The sequence below is a fragment of the Pseudomonas sp. Bc-h genome, assembly GCF_002080045.1.
Taxonomy (GTDB): domain Bacteria; phylum Pseudomonadota; class Gammaproteobacteria; order Pseudomonadales; family Pseudomonadaceae; genus Aquipseudomonas.
In genome coordinates this window covers 78836-103253 of the sequence record NZ_MUIN01000010.1, presented here as the reverse complement: position 1 = coordinate 103253, position 24418 = coordinate 78836, and the positions used below count along the sequence as shown (strand labels likewise).

Below are 24418 nucleotides of genomic sequence, written 5' to 3'. Positions count from 1 at the left end.
TTCTCGCGACGAAACCTCCGCTTTCCTACAGCCATTTCTCCACTGGCACGCTTCCTGCTCTCTTTTCATGAAGTAACCACTTCATAAAAAGCGCGAGACGGTTGGTAACAAATGGGGAATGCGAAATGAGCGAGCAGCAGCCGGCGCAGAAGACCGTGACGTTGAACGTCAACGGGCAGTCCTCGTCCGTCACGGCAATGGCGGACACCCCGCTGTTATTGATCCTGCGCAATGATCTGCAGCTCAACGGTCCGAAATACGGCTGTGGGCTGGGGGAGTGCGGCGCCTGCACGGTGATTATCGACGGCGTGGCGGCGCGCTCTTGCGTGTTCCCGCTGGCCGGTGCCGAGGGACGTGAAATCACCACGCTTGAGGGCATCGGCTCGCGGCAATGCCCACACCCGGTGCAACAGGCGTTTATCGACGAGCAGGCCGCGCAATGCGGCTACTGCATGAACGGCATGATCATGACCGCCAAGGCCCTGCTCGACCGCAATCCGCACCCCAGCGAAACCGAGGTTCGGCACGAACTTTCAGCCAACCTCTGCCGTTGCGGCACCCATATCGAAATCCTCCGCGCGGTCATGCGTGCCGCCCGCCAACAGTCTTGAACGGAGCGAAACCCTTGAATCAGTCCATCACTCCGCCCACGACGCTGCCCACGCCCACTCGCGACCATCTGCTGGCCAAAGACGGCGTGTTGCTGATCGTCGATGACATCCTGCCGCCGTCCGGCCCGGTCGCCAAAGGTGGCACGCCGACGGTCAAGCCCAAGGAACTGGGGCTGTTCATCGCCATCGATCAGGACGACACGGTCTACGCCTTCAATGGCCACGTCGATCTCGGCACTGGCATTCGTACCTCGCTGGCGCAGATCGTCGCCGAAGAGCTCGACCTGCGCATGGACCAGGTGACCATGATCCTGGGCGACACCGAACGCGCGCCAAATCAGGGCGCGACCATCGCCAGCGCCACCTTGCAGATTTCCGCGATTCCCTTGCGCAATGCCGCCGCCGAAGCCCGTCGATACCTGCTCGACCAAGCCGCTCAGCGTTGGGAAGCCAGTGCCGACTCGCTGGTCATTGAAAACGGGGTGATCAAGTGTCAGGACGGCCGCACGCTGCGCTTCGGCGAATTGCTGACGGGGCAGCACGTCGAGCTGCGTATTTCCGGTAACGCACCGCTCAAGCGTCTGGAAGACTACAAGCTGGTCGGCACTGTCGCTGCGCGGGTCGACATTCCGGGCAAGGCCACCGGGGAGCTGACCTACGTGCACGACATGCGCCTGCCGGACATGCTCCATGGTCGGGTGATTCGTCCGCCGTATTCGGGTTACGACACTGGCGAGTTTGTCGGCACCAGTCTGCTGGAAGTCGACGAGTCGTCCATCGCGCATATTCCCGGCATCGTACGGATCGTGGTCATCCGCGATTTCGTTGGCATCGTGGCGATGCGCGAAGAGCAGGCGGCCAAGGCGGCGCAAGTGCTGAAAGTCACCTGGAAGCCCTGGCAGCATCTATTGCCGGACCTGAGCGACATCGAGCAGGCGATTCGTGATAACCCCAGCGTCAAGCGGGTGGTGCTGGACCAGGGCAATGTCGATGACGCGCTGGCCAATGCCAGCGAACGGATGACCCGTACGTATCTCTGGCCGTATCAGATCCACGGCTCCATCGGACCATCCTGCGGGCTGGCGGACTACCGCGAAGATGGCATTCGCGTCTGGTCCGGCACTCAGAACCCACACATGCTCAGGGCAGATCTGGCGTGGCTGTTGGAATACCCCGAAGAGAAGATTGAAATCATCCGCATGGAGGCCGCCGGTTGTTACGGCCGCAACTGCGCCGATGATGTCTGTGCCGATGCCGTGCTGCTGTCCCGGGCCGTCGGTCTGCCGGTTCGAGTGCAACTGACCCGCGAGCAGGAACACGCGTGGGAGCCCAAGGGCACCGCGCAACTGATGGAAGTCGATGGCGGCCTGAATGCCGAGGGCGGCGTGGCGGGTTATGACTTCACCACCAGCTATCCGTCGAACAATTCGCCGACCCTCGCGTTGCTGCTGACCGGGCGTGTCGAGCCGGTGCCGGTGATGTTCGAAATGGGCGACCGCACTTCGATTCCGCCCTATGACATCGAGCACATGCGCGTCACCATCAACGACATGGCGCCGATCGTTCGCGCCTCCTGGATGCGCGGAGTGTCGGCGCTTCCCAATACGTTCGCTCACGAATCCTACATCGACGAGTTGGCGTTCGCGGCCGGGGTCGACCCCGTTGAATACCGTCTGCGCTATCTGCACGACGACCGCGCTTCGGAACTGGTCAAGTCCACCGCCGAACGCGCTGACTGGACGCCTCGCACACAGCCGATGCAGATCCCCGAAGAGGATGGCGTGCTGCGCGGTCGCGGTTTTGCCTATGCCCGTTACATTCACAGCAAGTTTCCTGGCTTCGGGGCGGCGTGGGCGGCCTGGGTCGCGGACGTTGCGATAGACAAGCACACAGGCGATGTTTCGGTGACGCGCGTGGTGATCGGACATGACGCCGGGATGATGGTCAATCCGGCGGGGGTGCAGCATCAGATTCACGGCAACGTCATTCAATCCACCAGCCGTGTGCTCAAGGAGCGCGTGACATTCGAGGAGTCCACGGTCGCGAGCAAGGAGTGGGGCGGGTATCCGATTCTGACCTTCCCGGAGGTGCCGAAGGTCGACGTCATGATGATGCCGCGCCAGGCCGAACCGCCGATGGGCGCGGGGGAGTCGGCATCGGTGCCAAGCGCGGCGGCGATTGCCAATGCCATTTATGACGCCACCGGGATTCGCTTTCGCGAACTGCCAATCACCGCCGAGCGAGTATTGGCAGCGCTTAAAAGTGCAGGCGAGGCGGCCAACAGCAATCCCCCGCAGTCGCCGAAGGCCAAGCGTTCGAAATGGCTGTTCGGCTCATTGTTCGCCGCATTTGGCGCGGTGCTGGGAGTGGCCGCGACTGCCTTGCCGTGGCGAGCCGAGATTGCACCGATCACCCCTCCGAGCGCGGGCACCTGGTCGGCGGCCACACTGGAGCGCGGGCGGTTGCTGGCATCGGCGGGTGATTGCGCGGTGTGCCATACAGCGCCAGGCGGCACCGTAAACGCGGGCGGTCTGGCAATGCAGACGCCGTTCGGCACTTTATATAGCAGCAACATCACCCCCGACCCTGAGACCGGCATCGGCAACTGGTCCTATCCGGCGTTCCAGCGGGCAATGCGTGACGGCATCAGTCGCGATGGCAAACACCTGTATCCGGCGTTTCCCTACACCGCGTTTCGAAATATCGAAGATGCCGACATGCAGGCGCTGTACGCGTATCTGATGTCGCAGACCCCGGTGAAACAGGTTCAACCGGCCAACAGCATGCAGTTCCCGTTCAATATGCGGCCGTTGATGGCCGGCTGGAATGCGTTGTTCCTGCGCAAGGGCGAAGTGCAGGCTCAGCCGCAGCAAAGCGCGCAGTGGAATCGCGGGCAGTATCTGGTCAACGGCTTGGGGCACTGCGCAGCGTGCCATTCGCCGCGTAATTTGATGGGGGCAGAGAAGGGCGGCACGTCGTTTCTTGCCGGTGGCATGGTCGATGGCTGGGAAGCACCGGCGCTCAACAGCCTGTCGAAATCCCCCGCGCCGTGGACTGAGGACCAGTTGTTCAATTACTTGAGCAGCGGTTACTCCGATGCCCATGGCGTGGCCGCAGGGCCGATGGGACCGGTGGTGTCGGAACTGGCGAAATTGCCGAAGTCGGATGTGCGTGCGATGGCGGTGTATCTGGCGTCGCTCAATGGCTCGGCTGACGCGGCGCCCGTGGCTGAACCGGTTTCAGCACCGAAGGCTGCGCCTGTGGTTTCGGCGCAGTCGTTGAGTAACGGGCAGCGGGTTTTCGAAGGTTCGTGTCAGGGCTGTCATGCCGATGGTCTAGGGCCGAAGTTGTTCGGGGTCAGCCCGTCACTGGCGAGCAATACCAACGTTCATAGCGCGCTGCCGGACAACCTGATCAAAGTGATTCAGCAAGGGATTTCCAATCCGGCGACACGGGATCTGGGCTACATGCCGGGGTTCAAGGACAGCCTGTCGGACACTCAGATCAGCGATCTGGCCGCGTACCTGCGCAACCGCTTTGCGCCGAACGAGCCGCAGTGGCCGGGGCTGACGGAGAAGGTGGCGTACCTGAAGGCGAATCCCGGAACGCACTGACGCGAAACAATGCGGGGCAATCGCCGTAATCTCCGCAGCTCCTGCAGGTGATCGACGCCTATCCCAAGGGCGGCAACACCAATACCCCACGCACCACCAGGTCCTGAACAAACGCCAGCCAGTCCTGCCGCTGGCCCTGACCGGCCATGTCCTGACCCAGGAAGGAGGTCAGGGTGTGCAGGTTGGAGTTATAGAAGTAACAGAGCGAGGCGATCATCAGGTAGACGTGCTTGAGGTCCACATCCTGACGGAACAGACCCTGCTGCTGGCCTGCCTCGATGATGGGTCGGAGCACGCCGACCGCCTCACCCGACAGGCGTCGCATTTCGCTGGACTGCTTGGCGTGCTTGCCCTTGTGCAAGTTTTCGATGCTGAGGATCGCGACGAATTCCGGGTGCGTCACGTAATAGTCCCAGACGAACGCCACCAGTTGCCGCAGGGTGTCCACGGGCGTCGACGGGTCAAGCTTGAGCGTGCTTTCGGCAATATTGAACTGCTCGTACGTGTGCTCGAGCACTTTGACGAAGAGCTTTTCCTTGCTGCCGAAGTAGTAGTAGATCATCCGGTCGTTGGATTCGGCCTCGGCGGAAATCTTCTCGATGCGCCCGCCCGAATAACCATCGCGGGTGAATACCGTGATGGCGGCCTTGAGGATGCGTGCGCGGGTTTCTTCGGCTTGTTGCGCGCGGATGCCGGTGTTCTTGCTCATGATGCTCAGAGAATCCGATACAGCAGTCGTTCGACGCGCACCCGGCTGACCCGACGCAGAAAGGTGCGTACGCCCATCGGATATTCGCTCAGGGTGTCCAGCTCATCGAATTTGCCGACGCGATGGGTGTTGCGCATCAACAGCTCGATTTCCTCGTTACGCGGCTTCAGCCATTCGCCTTTGGGGTCGTCGATCAACACGGCGTTTTCCAGATCGAGCTGGAAGGCGCGGGGGTTGAGGTTGTTGCCGGTCAGCAGCGTATAGCGCTCGTCCGACCACAGGCCCTTGAGGTGATAAGTGTTGTCACCGTCCTTCCACAAATGAATGTTCAGGCGGTGCTTGTCGACGGCGGTCTGATGCTTCTGCATGAAGCGTCGCAGGCTGATTTCGTACAGATAGGGCAGCGCGGAGATGACTTTGAACGGCTCTGCTGGCGGGATGAAGAAGTCGTTGGCGGTCTTGTCACCGATGATGATGTCGATCTTCACGCCACGCTTGAGCGCGCGGTTGATTTCGCGCTTCACCGACAGCGGCATGTTGAAGTACGGCGTACACAGGGTCAGCTGGTGCTTGGTCGCGGCGATCAGATCGCACAAGACCTTGCTCAACGGGTTCTTGTTGCCGATACCCAGCAAGGGGATCAGGCGCAACTCGCCGTTTTCGCGAATGCCCTCGTTGATGTCGTAGCTGGCGCGTTTGAGGCGCTGACGGAACTGGCGAATTTCCCCGCGAATGCTGCGAGAGGCAGGCGGTGAGGGCAGGTCGAGGCGATGCACAGCGTCGGACGGCAGGATTTCCTGCGTCACCAGACGCTGGAAGGAATCGGCCAGGGCCTTGTTCTCCAGCAACTGGTAGCGATCCAGGCGGTATTTGCCCAGTTTGTGCAGATAAACGTTGTTGATGCTGGCACCGGTGTAGATCACGCAGTCATCAATGATGCTGCCCTTGAGGTGCAACACCCCGAACAGCTCGCGGGTCTGCACCGGCACGCCGTAGATCGGCACTTCCTGCTCGTGTTCCAGATTCTGCGCCTGGTACCAGGCCGAATTGCCCGCCTGTTTACCCGCGCCGATCAGCCCGCGCTGGGCGCGGAACCAGTCCACCAGCACGACGATATCCAGCGTTGGCCGCGCGGCCTTGGCGGCGTACAGGGCGTCGAGGATTTCCTGACCGGCTTCGTCCTGCTGCAAATACAGAGCGACGATATAGATGCGCTGGGTTGCCGACGCGATCTTCTCGAGCAACGTCCGGCGATAGTCGGCCGCGCTCGGCAGGATGGTGATCGCCGCGCCAGAGGATTCAAAGCCGCGCAGCGCCGCAAGGGTAGAACGTCGGAAGGGAGCCCGCATAAGCCTCTCGATGGGTCGAAATCAACAGCGCACGAGCTTACACCAGAGTGCGCCTTCTGGTGGTTTTGGCAGCAGGATCGTTGACTTGTTCAGCAGATTTTCAGCAAGAAGCGGGGGCGGGAGGGCGTGAATTCGCCCCTGATGGCTTTGCGTCGGATCAAAATGTCGACCTGAGCACGTGTCTCTGTGGGAGCCAGCTAGCTGGCTCCCACCGGTTTGTGTCTCGATCAGAAATCGATGGTGCCCGAGAACTTCACCAGCCGCGGATCACCCTGGGTCAGATAGCCGCCGTTGGCCGACGCCCAGTAATCCTTGTTGGCGATGTTCTCGACGTTGACGCGCAAGGTCACGTCCTTTTCCGCCACCTTGAAGGCGTAGCGGGCGCCGGCGTCGAAGCGGTTCCAGGTCGGCAGGCTGAGCGTGTTGCTCGGGTTGGCATACTGCCCACCCGTGCGCAGGAAGCGTGCGTTGAGGGCTACGCCTTGCAAGCCCGGTACGTCCCAATCGACGTTGGCGTTCATCTGAAAGGTCGGGACGCCCACCGCATGGTTGCCATCGTTGGTGCCGCCCGCGGTGTCTTCAAGCTTGGATTCCATTCGGGTGGCACCGGCCAGCAGGCGCAGGCCATCCAGGGGTTCGCCGAACACGCTGAACTCGATGCCACGGTTGACTTGCTTGCCTTCGCGCAGAAAAACGTCGCCTTCGATAAAACCATCAGTAGGCTTCTCGATGCGGAACGCCGCCAGATTCGCGCCGAATGTACCTATGTCCAGCTTGACGCCGGCCTCGTATTGCTTGGTGCGCCCGGGCGGGAATGTCTGCCCTATGTTCACCACGTTGCCACTGGCGGTCGGACCTTGAGCAAGACCTTCGATGCGGTTCGCGTAGAGAGACACCGTATCCGTAGGTTTGTACACGATGCCGTAAACCGGCGTGGTGATGCTGTCGTCGTAGAGTGACGTGCGAGCGCCAGTGTTCACACTGTAGTTCTCGACTCGCAACTGTTGGCGACGAACGCCGTAGGTCAGCAACAGCGAGTCATCAAACAGTCCCACCGTGTCCGACAACGCGAGACTGCGATTGCGCGTTTTGCCTGCCAGGTCCGGATCGCCCATATCGCCTCCGACGAGGGTGGGGGTGCTCGGCTTCGCGATCGATGGCGTGGTGTAGATATTGGTGGGTGCGCTGTTATAGAAGATGTAACCGTTTTCCTGACGGGTCCATATGCTCGCAACCCCCAGTGCGATCTGGTGGCTGATCGGCCCGGTCTGGAACTTGCCGTTCACACCGGCCATGACCGTGCCGTTGTCCTCGTTGTGGTTGGTATCGGATGCGCTGATCGTGCCATTGCCATTTGCTGCATTGGTCAGGACGGGCGTGCCGTAAACGCCGGTCTCGCGGGTGTGTTTGCCGCCGCCTGCCAGGTAGGCTGTCCAACTGTCACTGAGGTCGTATTCGGCGCGGAACATCCCGAACGTGTCTTCGATTTCCTGATGGCTCCAGTCCTGGCCGTAGTTATGATCCGAATCCGGGGCGTGGGGGATGCTGGTCAGCCCCGTGCCCAATCGCACGTTATTGCGCAGGTGATTGATACGCTCCTTCTGGTAGCCGAAATCGGTCGAAATCCGGAAGCGATCTCCCTGGTAGTCCAATCCGGCAATGAACAGCTTCGAGCGCTGATCCATGTCGTCAATGGCGGTTTCGCCTTCGCGCTGACTCAGGTTCAGCCGCGCGCCGAAGCGGTTTTCCTCACCGAAGCGCTGGCCGATGTCCAGATGTTCGCCGACCCGACCGTCGGTGGAAATGTCTTGGGTATAACGGCGAGTCGGGATGTCTTCAGCACGTTTAGGTTGCAGGTTCACGCTGCCGCCCAGGCCAGTACCCGTCGGGCTGGCGCCATTCAGGAAGGCGTTAGGCCCTTTGAACACCTCGACCCGCTCCACTGAATCAACAGAGATGATCTGACGTGGCAACACGCCGTAGAGCCCGTTGAAGGAAATATCGTCGCCGTTGAGCGGCAGGCCACGAATCACGAAGGCTTGGGACTGGTTGCCGAAGCCCCCGGACATGCGCACCGAGGGATCGTTGAGCAACACGTCGCCGACGTTCTCCGCCCCCTGATTCTCAATCAGCTTTGAGGTGTAGCTGGTCATCGTGAACGGAACGTCCATGTTGTCCTGGTTACCCAGCAGCCCCATCTGCCCGCCGCGCGCGACCTGACCGCCCGCAAACTCTTCGGGCAAGGCGCCTGGGGTCTGTTTGATGGCTTGAGCATCGATGGCGGTGGCCCCGAGTTCAATGGCTTGATCAGCAGCGTAGGCGCTGACGCTGACCGAGCAGCACAGCGCCAGCAGGGTCGGGCGGGAAGGGAGGCGTAAGGCCATGGGAAGCTTCCTGTAGATATCTAGTCTGCGAAAAGCCTCCCTGGCAATGCGAATGTTTCTTCGGCGCAGATGCTAGCAGGAAGTGATTGCGAATTGTTATCACTGGTGCCGACTTTTTTCACCTTTTTTTCACATTGGCGAATCAGACTTTCAGCACCAGTTTCCCGTGGTTCTCGCCCTTGAACAGCATCTGCAGGGTTTCCGGGAACGTGTCCAGGCCTTCGACGATGTGTTCCTTGCTCTTGAGTTTGCCTTGGGCGAGCCATCCGGCCATTTCCATGCCGGCTTTCTGAAAGTTTTCGGTGTGATCCATGACCACGAAACCTTCCATGCGCGCACGATTGACCAGCAGCGACAGATAGTTGGCCGGGCCCTTGACCGCTTCCTTGTTGTTGTACTGGCTGATCGCGCCGCAGATCACTACCCGGGCTTTGAGCGCCAGACGGGTCAGGACCGCATCCAGAATGTCGCCGCCGACGTTGTCGAAAAACACGTCCACGCCTTTCGGGCATTCGCGTTTCAACCCCGCGTGAATGTCTTCGTTCTTGTAGTCGATGGCGCCGTCGAAGCCGAACTCATCAATCAACGTCTGGCATTTGTCCTTGCCGCCCGCAATGCCGATCACCCGACAACCCTTGATTTTGGCGATCTGCCCGGCGACGCTGCCGACCGCGCCAGCAGCGCCGGAAATCACCACAGTGTCGCCTTCTTTTGGTTGGCCGACTTCCAGCAGCGCGAAATACGCCGACATCCCGGTCATGCCCAGCGCCGCGAGGTACACCGGCAACGGCAGCAGTTTCGGGTCGACCTTGTGGAAGCCTTTGGGCTCACCGACGAAATAGTCCTGCACACCGAGTACGCCCTGAACGCAATCACCGACAGCGAACTTAGGGTTCTGCGACTCGACGACCTTGCCCACACCCAGCGCGCGCATCACGGCGCCCAGTTCCACCGGCGCTATGTACGACTTGCCCTCGTTCATCCAGCCGCGCATGGCCGGGTCCAGCGACAGGTACTCGCTTTTGACCACGATCTGTCCGTCCGCCGGTTCTGCAACGGGCACGGTCTGGAAGGTGAAGTCATCACGGCTGGCTGGCCCCACGGGGCGACGAGCAAGAAGGAATTGGCGATTGTTCAACGCGGTCATGGCAGGTTCCTGATCGAGAGGGAAACGCCAGTGATAGACCCGGAACCGCTTCAGGGCAAGGAAAGCCGTTGCAGCGAATGCGCGCCGATCCATTCAAGTGATGCTGGCGTTTTTCACTATCACCACAACGCATGATTGCGTAACCGGGGTTTTGATAGTGCTGACCGGATCGCGTATCGGCTGACTACACTCCCTCGCCACGGCCCAGCGCCTTCCCCTATAAAAAGCACAACACAGGACATTTGCATGAGCATGACGTTTTCCGGACAGGTCGCGCTGGTCACTGGCGCAGCCGCAGGTATCGGCCGGGCTACCGCGCTGGCCTTCGCCGAGCAGGGTCTGAAAGTGGTTGCGGTGGATCTGGACAGCGACGGTGGGGAAGGGACCGCCGAGCTGATTCGCCAGGCAGGCGGCGAGGCGTTATTCCTGCGTTGTGATGTGACGAAAGAGGCCGAGGTTCAGCAGATGATGATCAAGGCGGTGGAGGCGTTCGGTCGTGTTGACTATGCCTTCAACAACGCCGGGATCGAGATCGAGAAAGGTCGCCTGGCCGAAGGCAGCGAAGCCGAGTTCGACGCGATCATGGGCGTCAACGTCAAAGGCGTGTGGCTGTGCATGAAGTATCAGTTGCCGGTGATGTTGGCTCAGGGCGGTGGCGCCATCGTCAATACCGCGTCTGTCGCGGGATTGGGTGCGGCACCGAAGATGAGCATTTATGCGGCCTCGAAGCATGCAGTCATTGGCCTGACCAAATCTGCTGCCATCGAATACGCCAAGAAACACATCCGGGTCAACGCGGTGTGCCCCGCGGTGATCGACACCGACATGTTCCGCCGCGCCCACGAAGCCGACCCGCGCAAAGCCGAATTCGCCGCGACCATGCACCCGGTCGGGCGTATCGGCAAGGTCGAAGAGATCGCCAGCGCCGTGCTGTACCTGTGCAGCGATGGCGCAGCGTTTACCACCGGTCATTCATTGGCGGTTGACGGTGGGGTGACTGCGTTTTGATCTGACCGTATGAATCATGCCTCACCCCCCTGCAAGAAGCCGGAGATGACGATGTCAACGAAAGCCGTTTCGCCACTGTCGCGCGGCTACGGCGTCTCCCACGAAAAAAGGGGGGGGCGCAGACTCAGGCATCCAGCGCCTTGAGCAGGGTCTTGCCGGTATTGAGCAACTCTGCCGCCAACTCTTCATCCGCAACCGCTCGGGACAAACCGATAGCCCCGACCAGCGTGCACATGGCCAGTAACGCCTGAGCACGTTTTTTCGCGGGCTGCTTGCTGCTGGTCAGTGCAGAGATCGCCGCAAGCTCGTTCTGCAACTCGCGGGTGTACACCTCACGGATCGACTCACTGCTGCGGGCCACGTCGTTCATCACTGCCGCCAGTGCACAGCCTGATCCCGGATCGTTCAGGTGCCGCTCGCTCAGGTAGCTGTCCACCAGATCGGCCAAGGTCAGCGTGGACTCGGGATCGGTGTACTTTTCAAGCGCCTTGGCGCGTTTATCGAAGGCGCATTGCAGCGCTTCTTCGACCAGTTTTTCTCTGGATTCGAAATGCTTGTAGAAGCCACCGCCGGTCCGGCCTGCCTCTTTCATCAGGTCGGCCACGCCGATGCCATTCAGCCCAACCTCACGGAAACGCTCGGCTGCAAGGTTGACGATATGTTCGTGAATGACGGCTTTCTCTGCCTGCGAGCGTGACATGGGGTTCTCCGGTGACAGCTTTTCATGACGATATGGTGAGCGATCATACGCCAAAAATCACTGTAAAGAATTTTAATAAGGAGTATGGACGAAATCCTAAATAGGAGTATGGTTGTGCTCCATAACGCCTTGGCAAATGCCGGCGGCCATCCTCCGAATGCGATGAAGGGAAAGAACCATGACTGTTCAAGGCAAGACGATTCTGATCACTGGCGGCAACAGCGGTATTGGCCTGGCCACCGCGCGGCTGCTGCTGGAAAACGGCGCGCGTGTCGCTATCACCGGACGCGACCAGGCCAAGCTGGACGCCGCGGCCGCTGAGTTGGGCGGTGATGTGTTGGCGATCAAGGCCGACGTAAACAACCCCGCCGATGTCGACGTCGTCGTGAAAAAGATCAGCGAAGCATTTGGCACGCTGGATGTGGTGTTTGCCAACGCCGGCATTTCCGGCGCGACACCGCTGGGCAGCACAACGCTCGAAGCCTTCGAATCCATTGTGCGGACCAACCTGACATCGGTATTTTTTACCGTGCAGGGCGTTCTGCCGCTGCTCAAGGAAGGCAGCTCGGTCATTCTCAACGGCTCGGTGATGCGCGAACTGGGTTCGCCGGGTTCCTCTGCCTATTCGGCGAGCAAGGGCGCAATCACGTCGATGGCCAAGGTCTTCGCTTCGGAACTGGCGCCCAAGGGCATCCGCGTCAACACAGTGATCCCGGGCGCAACCCGCACGCCGATCTGGAGTCGTGGCTCACGGGCCGGTTCCAGCATCGATGCCACCGAAAAAGCCATGGCGCCGCGCATTCCAATGGGCCGTTTTTCGGACCCCGAGGAGCTGGCCCAGGCAGTGATGTTCCTCGCTTCCAATGCTTCGTCCGGTATGACCGCCGCAGAAATCGTGGTCGATGGTGGCAACATTGGTGCCCCGTGGGGTATCCCGCTGTTCCGAGGCTGACACCGACCCGTTAGCGGCGCCCCTTTCCTCGCAAGGTATTCAGCTAAGCTGCATGGGCTGTCTACCTTCAGGAAGCCTCGATGGAACATTTGTGGTTTGCCTTTCCCCTGCTCAGCGCATCGCTGCTGTTGGTCATCGATCTGGTGCTGTGGCAAACGCTGCCCCCGCGAATGTTGCGGCGCAAGCTGATCTGTCGGCTGGTGCTGTTCGTGCTGTTCAGTCTGGCCCTGCTCGACGGGGGGTTGAGTCCGCTGTATCCCGTGCCGATTGAACTGTCGGTGCCGCGCCATGTGCTGGCGACGATCCTGACCATCGCCTGGTGGCTGTTCGGGGCTCGCACCCTGACGGTCTTCGCGGTGGTGGTGATGGGCCCGCGTATCGGCGGCAAGGGCCATCTGCTGCAGGATGTCATGGGCGCGATCATCTTCCTTGTTGCGGTCGTGGCGGCGGCGGGGTACGTGCTCGATCTGCCCGTCAAAGGTCTGTTGGCAACCTCCGGCGCAGTGGCAATCATCTTCGGGCTGGCGGTGCAGAGCACCTTGGGCGACGTGTTTTCCGGCATCGTCCTCAATGCCACCAAACCCTTTCGCGTCGATGACTGGATTCGCGTCGACGACATTGAAGGCAAGGTCATCGAAATCGACTGGCGCTCCACGCGGCTGCTGACCTCCGAAGGCAGCACGGCGGTGATTCCCAATGCCATGGCGGCCAAGACCCGCATCGTCAACTTCAGCCGTCCCGATCATTTCCATTCCGTGACGCTGACCCTTGAGCTGTCGACGCGGCTGCGCCCCAGCGTGGTGCTGGACTCGCTGGACAAGGCCTTGCAGGGTTGCCGTGAATTGCTCTCGCAGCCCAAGCCCTCGGCGGTGGTGGTGAAGTCCGGCCTGCGCTGTGTCGAATATCAGGTCACCGGCTACGTCAAATCCCGTGACCGCAGTTCAGCGGTGCGCAATCAGCTGTTCGATCTCATTCATCGTCAGCTTGCGTCGACCGAAACCCGTGGTGATCAATCGCGTCCGGCCACGCGGCAATCGGCGGTGCTCAATACCGTGGGTGCGCTGCGCATGCTCAGCGACGGTGACCGCGCCCAGCTGGAACAGCACATGCATCTGGGGGCGTATGCGGCAAAGGATGTGGTGTTGGCCGAAGGGGTGATACCCGATGCCCTCTACATTATCGAGTCAGGGGTGATTTCGGTTTCCATACAACGCTCCGATGGCTGGGTCGAAGTGGGTCGAATGGGGCCCGGCGAGCTGATCGGCGAGACCGGTTTTGTCGACGGCACCGCGACCGTGGGCCGGTTCTGCGCCTACACCGATTGCATGGTCTACCGCATCGAAAAGGCTGACCTGGAGCCCTGGCTGCAAGCGCACGGCGAGTTGATCGGCGCGCTGGCAGGGCTGGCAAAATTCCGCGCCAAGGCCCGTGCCGCCATGCTGGAGACCAAGCCTGTGGTGATAGATCCGAGTGGTTTCCTCGGCTGGCTGCGCAAGAGTGTCACGCGGTTCAGGGTGAGTGGTGATCAAGGCCCGAATGACAAAATGAGTTGAAGGTTCCCACTCACACCGAAGCTGTTTCCCGATTTTTCATCAGAGGTGTCCTGCCCGCGGCGTCGACACCGAGCGCTGGATTCGAGACAGGGAGTGCTCTACATTGCCGGTTCATTCAAACGTCAGCCGAGTTGTTGAAATGCCTTTGTCCCGCCCGACTCTGAACCCCAATGTCCTGCGTGTCGGTGATGCCGTTGCGCTGGTTTCGCCTGCTGGCCCCGTGGCCGAAGCGAGGGTTCAGGCGGCGGTGCGCGAACTCAGCGCCTGGGGGCTGCGGCCACGTATTTACCCCCATGCGCTGGACGCCGATCATTTTCTCGCCGGCAGCGACGCCAATCGCGTCGCCGATCTGAACGACGCCCTGGCCGACCCGCAGATTCGCGGCGTGCTCTGCAACCGTGGTGGTTATGGCGTGCAGCGAATTCTTGAACACGTGGATTACGACGCCGTTAGCCGCGATCCGAAACTGGTGGTCGGGTTTTCCGACATCACCGCCTTGCACGCGGCGCTCTGGAATCGGGCTGGCCTGGTCACCGTCCATGGCCCCGTGGCTGCGCAGCTGGAGCGCGGCGGGATTTTCGCCAGCACACTCAAACATGCACTCATGAGCACCGAGCCCATGGTGGTGAACGCCGATCAGGCCGAGCCGACCTTCAGCGTCCGGACTTCGGGTGTGGCCGAGGGCGTTCTGTTGGGTGGCAACCTCAGCATGCTCAGTACGTGTGTCGGCACTCCCTTCATGCCGGATCTTGAAGGGGCAATTCTGCTGATCGAAGACGTCGGTGAGCTGGCCTATCGCGTCGACCGCCTGCTCACGCATCTGGGCAACTGCGGCATCCTCAAGCGCCTCGCGGGCATTGCCGTCGGCCAGTTCAGCGAGCCGGGTCATGGTAACAATGCGATCAAGCCGCCCGCTGTGCTGATGGAGCGTCTTGGCAATCTGGGCATACCGTTGCTGGGCGGTTTGCCCATCGGTCATGGCGATCGCAACCTCGCAGTCGCCCTTGGCAGCCGCGCAACCCTGGACGCTGATACAGGCACCCTGACAGTTGCACCTGCCGCACGCTGAAACGGTCTTGATGGCGAGCGTTATCGACGCATCATGCGCCACTCAAATGCGCTTTTCGCGCCTCAATGGCGCGTTACCTTTCGTCGCATCGCTCCTGTATTCGGGGCGTTTGCGGCGCCTGTGCCCCTGTTGAAGAATCCGGATACGCCGATAACCGTTCTGGAAGCGACGTTGGCGTAGCTATTTGCCATTATTCCGACGTCAAAGACTTGTTTTGCCGCTGACCCGTTGCGACTCTGCACGAAAATTGAATGGCTGTGCTGACATGGCCTCGTTGTGTGTGCCTTTTAGCTGTGATTGGGGACTGATCGTATGATTTCGGCCGTGCAAACGCGTTTTGCCAATCTCGAGATGGCGAAGAAACTGGGCATCGGATTTTTCCTCGTTCTACTGCTCACGGCATTGGTGGCCGCCATCGGAGTCTGGTCGCTGCGTTCGATCAGCGTGCATTTCGACAGCCTCAAGGACATGACCGCCCTGAACACCGGGCTGAACCGCGTGCGCTTGCTGGAGCAGGACTTCGCCTTGCACAGCGACCCGAAAGTGGTGGACGAACTGCACGCCGGTCTCGAGGCGCTGAACGCTCAGGCCGAGCAGCTTGAAACAAGCTCAGCAGTGAATCAGCGAGTCATGCCCCAGGTTCAGCAGGCGCTGGCTGCGTACCGTAAATCCTTCGACCAATTCGTCAGCATCAGCCAGAGCAAGGACCTGGCGCTGGAAATGGCCAGTTGGTCGGTGTCCAGTGTCGCCAACAATCTGGACGTGTTGCAGGCTGGCCTCGCCGACGACGGCGCTTACAACCTAAAGGACTCTCAGGGCCAGCAGGGCTCGGAGTTCATCGAGCAATCGGCTCAGGTCAGCCAGATTTCCAAATTGATGATGCAGGCCATGGATGAAGCGCGCGTGCGCCTGGACAAGAGCCGCAAAACGGGGTCGGGCGAAGAGGCCAAGAGCGGCAAGATCGAACAGGCGGTGCAGGCGCAGGAGTCCGCCGAACAGCTCAAGGGGGTGATCAAGGATCCGGGCTATCTGACCGTATTGACCGAAGTCAGCGGGCACATCACCAACTTCGGCGACAAACTCAACGAGTACACCGGTTTGCTCGCTGATGAGGCCAAGGTGTCGCAGCAACTCGCCGCCAACGCCAAGGCTGTCGTGCAGCAGGTCAATCAGGCTTACGACGCCGAAGATCAATCAATGGTTGCCGAGCTGCAAGCCAACGCGTTGAAGATCATCGGCTCGTCGGTTCTGGCGCTGTTGGTCGGCCTGATCGCTGCTCTCGTGATTACCCGCATCATCGTCGCGCCGCTGCGCAGCGTGATCGCCACCGCCCAGCGCATTGCCGCAGGAGACCTGAGCGGCACGGTGCAGGTCACTCGCAAGGATGAAGTCGGCCAGCTGATGCAGGCCATGCAGCAGATGGGCGCCGGCTTGAGCGGTATCGTCAGCGGCTTGCAGGCGGGTATCGAGCAACTGGCGACATCGGCACATTCCCTTTCTGCCGTAACCGAGCAGACCAATCTGGAAGTCAGCAGCCAGAAAGAAGAAACCGAGCAGGTCGCCACGGCCATGAACCAGATGACCGCCACCGTTCATGATGTGGCGCGTAACGCCGAAGAAGCTGCGTTGGCCGCGCAGACCGCCGACACCAAGGTCGACAGCGGCCAGGCCGTGGTGCGTCAGAGCATGCAGCGCATCGAGCAACTGGCGACTTCCGCCAGCTCGGCCAGTGACAGCATCGAAAACCTCAGCGCCGAAATTCAGAACATCGGCAAGGTGCTCGGTGTGATCAAGAGCGTTGCCGAGCAGACCAATTTGCTGGCGCTCAACGCTGCGATCGAGGCTGCGCGGGCGGGCGAGCAGGGCAGGGGCTTTGCGGTGGTGGCGGATGAAGTCCGGGCATTGGCCAAGCGCACTCAGCAGTCGACCGAAGAAATCGAACGGCTGGTCACCAGCCTGCAGAGCGGTGCGCAGGCGTCGGTGGCGCAGATCCAGAGCAGCGGCGAACTGGTAAAGCTGGCGGTCAGCGATGCGTTGCAGACTGAAAGCGCATTGGGCAGCATCGCGGCAGCGGTGTCGTTGATTCAGCAGATGAACCAGCAGATCGCCGCCGCGGCAGAAGAGCAGAGTTCGGTCGCAGAAGAGATCAACCGCAGTGTCACCAGCATCCGCGCCAGCGCCGATCAGTCGGCCCTGGCGATGCAAGGCAATGCCGCCTCCAGCATTCAGCTTGCTTCGCTGGGCATGGAGCTCAAGGGCATGGTCGGGCATTTCAGGTTGTAAGGGATGTTGTTCGTTCAACCCCTGTAGCCGCCCGTCCGGACTGCTACAGGGAACGCTCAACCAGCCATTGCACGGCGAGCGCAGGTACTTGTCACTTGCGGTAGTTAAGAATCACCAGCGTCAAAACCCCCGCCACAATCCCCCAGAACGCCGAACCGATGGAGAACAGTGTCAGTCCCGACGCTGTCACCATGAAGGTAATCAACGCGGCTTCACGCTCCTTCGGCTCATTCATCGCCACGGTCAGGCCATTGATGATCGAACCGAACAATGCCAGCGCGGCAATCGACAGCACCAATTCCTTCGGGAAGGCGGCGAACAGCGCTGCCAGTGTCGCGCCGAACACTCCGGCGATGGCGTAGAAAATCCCGCACCAGATCGCTGCGGTGTAGCGTTTGTTGCGATCTTCATGAGCGTGCGGGCCGGTGCAGATCGCCGCGCTGATGGCCGCCAGGGTAATGCCATGAGCCCCGAACGGCGCGGTGACCAGCGAGATCAGTCCGGTGGCGGTGATCAACGGTGAAGCGGGAACGTGGTATTCATCAGCCCGCAAGACCGCGATCCCTGGCATGTTCTGCGAGGTCATCGCGACCACGAACAGCGGAATGCCGATGCTGATGGTCGCGCCCAGAGAGAACTCCGGCGTAGTCCACACCGGCACTGCCACTTCGAGGCTGAAGCCGCTGAAATTCAACATGCCGAGCATGGCCGACAGCGCCACGCCCACCAGCAGCGTGGCGAGCACCGCATAGCGCGGCGAAAAGCGTTTGACGATCAGGTAAGTGAAAAACATCCCCAGCACCAGCCCGGTGCGATGCTGCGCGGCGACGAAGATCTCGCTGCCGATCTTGAACAGGATCCCGGCCAGCAGCGCGGCGGCCAGCGAGGTGGGAAGGCGTTTGACCAGCTTCTCGAAGCTGCCGGTGATGCCACAGATAAACACCAGAATCGCGCTGGTGATGAAGGCGCCGATGGCTTCCGGATAGGCCACGTGCCCAAGGCTTGTGATCAGCAGTGCCGCGCCCGGCGTCGACCAGGCGACAGTGATCGGCGAGCGATAACGCAGCGACAGGCCGATGCTGCAGATCGCCATGCCCATGAACAACGCCCAGATCCACGAGGAGATCTGTGCCGACGTCAGCCCTGCGGCTTGCCCGGCCTGAAAGATCAGCACCAGCGAACTGGTGACGCCGGTCATCATCGCAATAAAGCCAGCCACGATGGCCGAAGGCGAGGAGTCGGTCAGCGGGCGCAATGGCGTGTGCGTTACGTCAGTCATGCAGTCGATCCCTGAAGCGGCAGTGTGGACAGAACTGCAAGCCTATACGCAGTTGTCACAATTCGTTGCGATACAGCCATAAACGCAATAATCGGCACAGTTTGATGCTGTGCAGTGTCACTGACAGGGTGACGCAAATGTCTGGCTTGCAGCGGACAGTGGGAGGGAGCTTGCTCGCGAATACAGAGTGTCAGTTACGACTTGGGGGCTGATCTGCCGCGTTCGCGAGCAAGCTCCCTCCCACACATCAAATCAGTGTGATGTATGAGATCGTGACGGATCGATCATCGCGCCCCAAGCGTATTACCCAACGCCTGATTCACCGCCAGCCAGCCATCCACCGCATCGCGCCCTGCTTCGGCGAAGACCCGTTGCAGCAGCTTGACCTGCTCGCGGCGTAGCGACTCTTCGAACTTCGCTCCTTCAGCCGTGAGTTCCAGCAGGCGTTTGCGCTTGTCGTCTTCGGGCGCGACGCTCAGTACCAGCTCCATTTCGATCAACTGCCGCAGCGGCGTATTCAGCGCTTGCTTGCTCACCCCGAGCACATTCAGCAATTCCTTCACGCTCAAACCCGGGTAGCGGGCGATAAAAAACACGATGCGCTGGTGCACCCGGCTCAGACCCCGGCGGTCGAGCATTTCATCGGCCTTGGCGGTGAACGCCTGATAGCCGAAGAAAAACGCTTCCATGGCGATTTGTTGCGTCGAAGAATTTTTAAGGTCAAGCATGTTGACGTATCCGGGCAAGTCATCGTAATTTCGGTCAACCAGTTTGACGTATTTCCATTTATTTCCGCCAGCGGTGATCTCATGGCTTTTTCTGAACGCGTCACCCGTTTGAAGAGTTCTCTGATTCGCGAAATCCTGGCTGCTGCCCAGCGCCCGGAGATGATGTCCTTCGCTGGCGGCTTGCCAGCCGAGGCCATGTTGCCGAAGAGCGAGTGGGCCGACATGCCGCGCAGCATCGGCCAATACGGCATGAGCGAAGGCGAGCCACAGTTGCGCGAAGCGCTTGCCGCACAGGCGAGGGCGCTGGGGATCGAATGCGAAGCCAGTCAGGTGATGGTGGTCAGCGGTTCGCAACAGACGCTGGATCTGGCCGCCAAGCTGTACATCGACAAGGGCACCGAAATTCTGCTGGAGGGCCCGACCTACCTCGCAGCGCTGCAGATCTTCCAGCTGTTCGGGGCCGATTGTCTGACCGTGCCATTACAGGCCGAAGGTCCGGATCTCCAGGTGCTGCGTCAGCGCCTGCAAGACCACAAACCGTCGTTTGCTTACCTGATTCCAACGTTCCAGAACCCGTCCGCCGTGCGTTACAGCGAATCGGCCCGGGATGCGGTGGCCGCCTTGCTCGATGAGTTCGGTGTGACCCTGATCGAAGACGAACCCTATCGCGAACTGACTTTCGACGGCGGCAGTGCAAGGCCCATCGTCAGCCGATTGAAAAAAGCCAGCTGGATCTACACCGGCACGGTGTCGAAAACCCTGATGCCGGGGCTGCGTGTGGGTTATCTGATCGCCTCGCCGGACCTGTTCCTACACCTTCTGAAACTCAAGCAGGCCGCCGATTTACACACCAATCGCGTCGGTCAGTGGCAGGCGTTGCAGTGGATCGGCAGCGAAACCTATCAAGAGCATCTGCTGGAGTTGCGCGGGTTTTATCGCACCCGCCGCGACCAGTTCGAAGCGGCGCTAAAGCGACACTTCAGTGATCTGGCCGAATGGAACAGCCCGCAAGGCGGCTTGTTTTTCTGGCTGACGCTCAAGCAAAAGCTCGATACCCGCACGCTGCTCGACACCGCGCTGGCGCAAAACGTGGCGTTCATGCCCGGCGAGCCGTTCTTTACCGACCCGGATGCCAATCCCGGTTACCTGCGCCTGAACTTCAGCCATATCGACCCGCAGCGGCTGGACGAAGGTTTGAAACGACTGGCGAACGTCATCCGCCACGCACCGGCAGCCCTGGCGGCCTGATACATTACGCACACGCATCACCGGGCAGAATTGAGGGGAGAGCAGCAGATGTACAAGGTTTATGGCGATTACAACTCGGGCAACTGCTACAAGATCAAGCTGATGCTCAATCTGCTGGGCGCTCAGTACGAATGGGTGCCGGTGGACATTCTCAACGGCGAGACCGAGACCGAAGCGTTCCTGGCGAAGAACCCCAACGGCAAGATTCCGGTGCTGGAGCTTGAAGACGGCACCTGCCTGTGGGAGTCCAATGCGATTCTCAACTTCCTGGCCGAAGGTACGCCGTACTTGCTGACCGAGCCGCGCCTGCGCACGCAAATGCTGCAATGGCAGTTCTTCGAGCAGTACAGCCACGAGCCGACCATCGCCGTGGCCCGCTTCATTCAGTTCTATCTGGGCCTGCCTGAAGCGCGAATGGAAGAATATCGCTCGCTGCACAAGCGCGGTTACAAGGCGCTGAGGGTCATGGAACAGCAACTGGTGCGTACGCCGTTTCTGGTCGGGGACAGTTTCTCGATCGCCGACATCGCGCTGTACGCCTACACCCATGTGGCGCATCAGGGCGGTTTCGACCTGACCCAGTTCCCGGCCATCCAGAGCTGGCTGGAGCGCATCAGGCAGCAGCCGGGTTACGTTGGCATGCTGGATTGAAGCCGCTTGGATAAACACGCGGATAAAAAAACCGGTCCTGGCAGCAGTGACCGGTTTTTTCATGTCTGAATGTTGTGCGCGATAACAGCGCAGGCGGCACTGCTTTACCCTGCGTTCCCGTTTGGCTCAGGCCAGGCGATCAATCACGGAAAAGGAGAACTCGATGCGGTACATGATGATCGGCGTTGGCATGTTCATGGCACTGGGCATTGGCTGCTCGGCTCAGGCTGAAGATTGCAACGCCACTCAAGCCTCGATGAACCAGTGCGCAAGCAAGGACTACGCGGCACAGGATGCCGAACTGAACAAGCAGTACAAGGCGCAGATGGCTTACTTGACGAGCCCGGCGCAGAAGAAGGCGCTGCAGGATGCGCAGAAGAAGTGGATCGCGTTTCGTGATGCCGATTGCCAGTACCAGGTGGGCAAACGCGAGGACGGCGGCAGCCTGTGGCCGCTATCCCAAGCGCAATGCCTCACTGCCCAGACCAAGGTTCGGGTCGAGCAGTTGAAGGCGTATACGGCGTGTCGGCAGGAAGGCTGCCCGAAGTAGGGCGTATCAAACCGCTGAAAAACGCTTGTCCAGGTAATCGATGATTACCTTGGACTCATACATCCATACCGTCTGACCGGCTTCCTCGATGCGCAGGCAAGGGACTTTGATCTTGCCGCCTTCGGTGAGCAGGGTCTGGCGGTCGAGTTCGTTGTTCTTCGCATCGCGCAGGGCCACCGGAACGTTCAGGCGACGCAGGGTGCGGCGGGTCTTCACGCAGAACGGACACGCCTGAAACTGATACAGGGTCAGGTCTTTGGCCGATTCATCGACCGCTGCCTGCGCTTGGGGCGAACGCTTTTTCTTGCTTGGACGGGTCAGGAAGTCGACCAGAATGACCAACTGGCCCAGACCGACCCTCAATGCCTTCATCAACATGCTTGAAACCTCGACGGCCGCGATAATGAATCGCGGCGTTCAGGATGCCCGGATCACTTGATCAGGCTGAGGAACTCGGTGCGCGTGGCAGCGTTTTCGCGGAAGGTGCCCAGCATCACCGAGGTGATCATTGACGAATTCTGCTTCTCGACGCCGCGCATCATCATGCACATGTGCTGCGCTTCAATGACCACGGCAACGCCTTGAGCGCCGGTGACTTTCTCGATGGCTTCGGCGATCTGGCGGCTGAGGTTTTCCTGGATCTGCAGACGGCGGGCGAACATGTCGACGATACGTGCGATCTTCGACAGCCCCAGGACTTTTCCGCTCGGCAGGTAGGCCACGTGAGCCTTGCCGATGAACGGCAGTAAATGGTGTTCGCACAACGAATACAGCTCGATGTCCTTGACCACGACCATCTCGCTGTTATCGGAAGTGAACAGGGCACCGTTGGTGACTTCTTCCAGGGTTTGCTCATAGCCGCGGCAAAGATACTGCATGGCTTTGGCCGCACGTTTCGGGGTGTCGAGCAGGCCTTCGCGGGAAACGTCCTCGCCGAGTTGACCAAGGATCGCGGTGTAGTTCTGTTCCAGTGTCACAGGGTTGTGTTCCGTGTGGGTTCAAAAAAACGCCGGCTTGGTGGCCAGCAAAGGCGCACATAGTAGCTTAGCCGGGCGCGGAGGGGTACGGCAGGCGACCGACAAACCTGCGGCATGACGCCGCCGGGCCGCTGTAAAGGCACCTTTACCTAACCTTTACCGAGCGCATATGTCGAAATGTGTCGGCTTGGTGTCTGAGTTAATGGGTGACAGATGCCCGGATGAAGAGAGTATTCATATGTTTAGCCGAATCGCGAAAATCGCCCTGGTGATTGCACTGACGTCATCGGTTTCGGGATGTTTTTTTGGCCCTGGATGGGGCCGTCACGGTGGTTGGGATCATCGCCATTACGATGGTGGTCACTATGATGAAGGCCGAGGAGGCTATGGTCCGGGACCCGGTTATTATCGCCGCTGATCTTCATGAACTGATCGGGTGACGCAGCCCTGATCGCTAACGGACACTGAATAAAGGCCACAACGGGAGTGTTTTCCGGTTGTGGCCTTTTTGTTTCTGCAGTGTTTCTCGTATCAGCACTGATACCTGGCAGCTACCAAGTGGCGACGCGGTTTGGGCGCCTGGTGCTGTCAGACTTTGCAGGTGATGAATGCCTGCTGTTAAGAGAGTGATGAGAATGTTGAGTCGTATAGCGAAAGTCGCGATGGTCATCGCGGTAATGTCGGCCATGTCCGGTTGCTGGCCTTTCTGGGGGCCAGGCGGTGGAGGTCATGGCGGTGGGCATGGAGGCGGTGGCGGTGGCCATTACGAGGGCGGCGGGCCTGGTGGTGGCGGTGGCGGCGGGGGACCCGGCCCTCGCTGATTGGAACCCTCGGCCTTGAAAGGATTTCAAGGCTGCTGCAATGCCTGTGGGAGCCGGCTTGCTGGAGAATGCGATGTGTCAGTCAATGTTGATTTTTATGACCGATCGCATTCGCTGCCGTCGTAACCTGCGACGTCTCCCACAGGAAATTTGTCAGTCACGACAACAGCGGTTGATCCATTCCCGATGAAGAAAAAACGGGTTACTCGTCCCGTCCATCCATCATGGTGCGCTTGAGCATCACGTAAACCGCCCCGGCGCCACCATGTTTGGCGATGCACGAGGTAAAACCCAGCACCTGTTGATGCTGACGCAGCCAGGTGTTCACATGGCTCTTGATCATCGGCCGCTTGCCGTCCAGTCGCACTGCCTTGCCATGGGTGATGCGCACGCAGCGAATTTCCAGCTTCGTTGCCTCAGCGAGGAATTCCCACATGGTTTCCCGCGCCAGTTCCACACTCATGCCGTGCAGATCCAGACTCCCCTCGAAGCTGATCTGACCCAACTTGAGCTTGCGCATCTGACCTTCCTGAACGCCATCGCGCGCCCAGTAGAGGGTGTCTTCAGGCCCGACATCAATCACGAACTGGTCGGACAGACCGTCCACGGTAATGGTGCCGTCGGAACGGACAGTCGCCGCCTGCCGCAGTCTGGCCAGGTTCTTACGATCGGTTTTGGGTTTGCCTACCTCGGCGTGTTCAGTCTTGATCGGCTTTACGCCACGAATTTCACTTCTGAACAGGGAAAAGTCGTCGTCTTGCATGTCGGTCTCCGCGAAGGACGCC

The 24418-nt window shown here is 60.3% G+C and carries 21 protein-coding genes; 11 read left to right on the top strand and 10 right to left on the bottom strand.

Annotated elements, in window-relative coordinates:
• Window positions 1-125 precede the first annotated feature (125 nt).
• Both BWR59_RS19455 and BWR59_RS19450 read left to right on the top strand, forming a co-directional pair.
• A complete protein-coding gene (locus BWR59_RS19455) occupies window positions 126-611 on the top strand; it encodes a (2Fe-2S)-binding protein (RefSeq protein ID WP_081567279.1) in 486 nt (161 codons plus the stop codon).
• A 14-nt stretch (window positions 612-625) separates the two neighbouring features.
• On the top strand, window positions 626-4225 hold the full coding sequence (locus tag BWR59_RS19450; RefSeq protein WP_230982053.1) for a molybdopterin cofactor-binding domain-containing protein: 3600 nt from the start codon (window positions 626-628) through the stop codon (window positions 4223-4225).
• Between the two features lie 58 nt (window positions 4226-4283).
• Here BWR59_RS19450 and BWR59_RS19445 read toward each other — a convergent pair whose 3' ends face one another.
• The 4 genes from BWR59_RS19445 to BWR59_RS19430 all read right to left on the bottom strand — a co-directional run bounded on the left by BWR59_RS19445 (window position 4284) and on the right by BWR59_RS19430 (window position 9814).
• Complete coding sequence (locus BWR59_RS19445) at window positions 4284-4937, bottom strand: TetR/AcrR family transcriptional regulator (RefSeq protein WP_143490880.1); 654 nt, start codon at window positions 4935-4937, stop codon at window positions 4284-4286.
• Window positions 4938-4939: 2 nt separating this feature from the next.
• Entirely contained in the window at window positions 4940-6283 is a 1344-nt protein-coding gene (pssA, locus tag BWR59_RS19440; protein WP_081567277.1) for a CDP-diacylglycerol--serine O-phosphatidyltransferase, read from the bottom strand.
• A 227-nt stretch (window positions 6284-6510) separates the two neighbouring features.
• On the bottom strand, window positions 6511-8667 hold the full coding sequence (locus BWR59_RS19435) for a TonB-dependent siderophore receptor (RefSeq protein ID WP_081567276.1): 2157 nt from the start codon (window positions 8665-8667) through the stop codon (window positions 6511-6513).
• A 142-nt stretch (window positions 8668-8809) separates the two neighbouring features.
• Window positions 8810-9814: an NADP-dependent oxidoreductase gene (locus BWR59_RS19430; RefSeq protein WP_081567275.1), complete on the bottom strand. Its 1005-nt coding sequence runs from the start codon at window positions 9812-9814 to the stop codon at window positions 8810-8812.
• 246 nt (window positions 9815-10060) lie between these two features.
• On the opposite strand from BWR59_RS19430, the gene BWR59_RS19425 reads away from it, so the two are divergent.
• Window positions 10061-10822, top strand: coding sequence for an SDR family oxidoreductase (locus BWR59_RS19425; protein WP_081567274.1), 762 nt, complete (start codon window positions 10061-10063; stop codon window positions 10820-10822).
• Between the two features lie 124 nt (window positions 10823-10946).
• On the opposite strand, the gene BWR59_RS19420 is transcribed toward BWR59_RS19425, so the two are convergent.
• Window positions 10947-11522, bottom strand: coding sequence for a TetR/AcrR family transcriptional regulator (locus tag BWR59_RS19420; RefSeq protein ID WP_081567273.1), 576 nt, complete (start codon window positions 11520-11522; stop codon window positions 10947-10949).
• A gap of 178 nt (window positions 11523-11700) precedes the next feature.
• Here BWR59_RS19420 and BWR59_RS19415 point away from each other — a divergent pair, with 178 nt between their 5' ends.
• The 4 genes from BWR59_RS19415 (at window position 11701) to BWR59_RS19400 (ending at window position 17379) form a co-directional block, all read left to right on the top strand.
• Window positions 11701-12474: an SDR family oxidoreductase gene (locus tag BWR59_RS19415; protein ID WP_081567272.1), complete on the top strand. Its 774-nt coding sequence runs from the start codon at window positions 11701-11703 to the stop codon at window positions 12472-12474.
• Window positions 12475-12554: 80 nt separating this feature from the next.
• Complete coding sequence (locus tag BWR59_RS19410; protein WP_081567271.1) at window positions 12555-14027, top strand: mechanosensitive ion channel family protein; 1473 nt, start codon at window positions 12555-12557, stop codon at window positions 14025-14027.
• Between the two features lie 139 nt (window positions 14028-14166).
• A complete protein-coding gene (locus BWR59_RS19405) occupies window positions 14167-15096 on the top strand; it encodes an LD-carboxypeptidase (RefSeq protein ID WP_081567270.1) in 930 nt (309 codons plus the stop codon).
• 312 nt (window positions 15097-15408) lie between these two features.
• A complete protein-coding gene (locus tag BWR59_RS19400; protein ID WP_081567269.1) occupies window positions 15409-17379 on the top strand; it encodes a methyl-accepting chemotaxis protein in 1971 nt (656 codons plus the stop codon).
• 91 nt (window positions 17380-17470) lie between these two features.
• Here the strand turns inward: BWR59_RS19400 and BWR59_RS19395 are convergent, their stop codons facing one another.
• On the bottom strand, window positions 17471-18658 hold the full coding sequence (locus tag BWR59_RS19395; RefSeq protein WP_081567268.1) for a benzoate/H(+) symporter BenE family transporter: 1188 nt from the start codon (window positions 18656-18658) through the stop codon (window positions 17471-17473).
• Window positions 18659-18942: 284 nt separating this feature from the next.
• On the bottom strand, window positions 18943-19386 hold the full coding sequence (locus BWR59_RS19390) for a MarR family transcriptional regulator (protein WP_081567267.1): 444 nt from the start codon (window positions 19384-19386) through the stop codon (window positions 18943-18945).
• Between the two features lie 81 nt (window positions 19387-19467).
• Here BWR59_RS19390 and BWR59_RS19385 point away from each other — a divergent pair, with 81 nt between their 5' ends.
• From BWR59_RS19385 to BWR59_RS19375, 3 genes are all read left to right on the top strand, one after another.
• Window positions 19468-20634: a PLP-dependent aminotransferase family protein gene (locus BWR59_RS19385; RefSeq protein WP_081567266.1), complete on the top strand. Its 1167-nt coding sequence runs from the start codon at window positions 19468-19470 to the stop codon at window positions 20632-20634.
• 48 nt (window positions 20635-20682) lie between these two features.
• A complete protein-coding gene (locus BWR59_RS19380) occupies window positions 20683-21285 on the top strand; it encodes a glutathione S-transferase family protein (protein WP_081567265.1) in 603 nt (200 codons plus the stop codon).
• 163 nt (window positions 21286-21448) lie between these two features.
• Window positions 21449-21835 (top strand): lysozyme inhibitor LprI family protein, encoded by a 387-nt coding sequence (locus BWR59_RS19375; RefSeq protein ID WP_081567264.1) that lies wholly within the window; start codon window positions 21449-21451, stop codon window positions 21833-21835.
• Window positions 21836-21841: 6 nt separating this feature from the next.
• On the opposite strand, the gene BWR59_RS19370 is transcribed toward BWR59_RS19375, so the two are convergent.
• Both BWR59_RS19370 and folE read right to left on the bottom strand, forming a co-directional pair.
• Window positions 21842-22213 carry a glutathione S-transferase N-terminal domain-containing protein gene (locus tag BWR59_RS19370; protein ID WP_081567263.1) on the bottom strand — a complete coding sequence of 124 codons (372 nt, stop codon included), beginning with the start codon at window positions 22211-22213 and terminating at the stop codon, window positions 21842-21844.
• Window positions 22214-22266: 53 nt separating this feature from the next.
• Window positions 22267-22812, bottom strand: coding sequence for a GTP cyclohydrolase I FolE (gene folE / locus BWR59_RS19365; RefSeq protein WP_081567262.1), 546 nt, complete (start codon window positions 22810-22812; stop codon window positions 22267-22269).
• Between the two features lie 635 nt (window positions 22813-23447).
• Between folE and BWR59_RS32435 the strand changes: the two genes are divergently transcribed.
• Window positions 23448-23633: a hypothetical protein gene (locus BWR59_RS32435; protein ID WP_168184509.1), complete on the top strand. Its 186-nt coding sequence runs from the start codon at window positions 23448-23450 to the stop codon at window positions 23631-23633.
• Between the two features lie 202 nt (window positions 23634-23835).
• Here BWR59_RS32435 and BWR59_RS19350 read toward each other — a convergent pair whose 3' ends face one another.
• Window positions 23836-24396, bottom strand: a complete 561-nt coding sequence (locus BWR59_RS19350) for a Smr/MutS family protein (RefSeq protein WP_081567259.1) — start codon at window positions 24394-24396, stop codon at window positions 23836-23838.
• Between the last annotated feature and the right edge of the window lie 22 nt (window positions 24397-24418).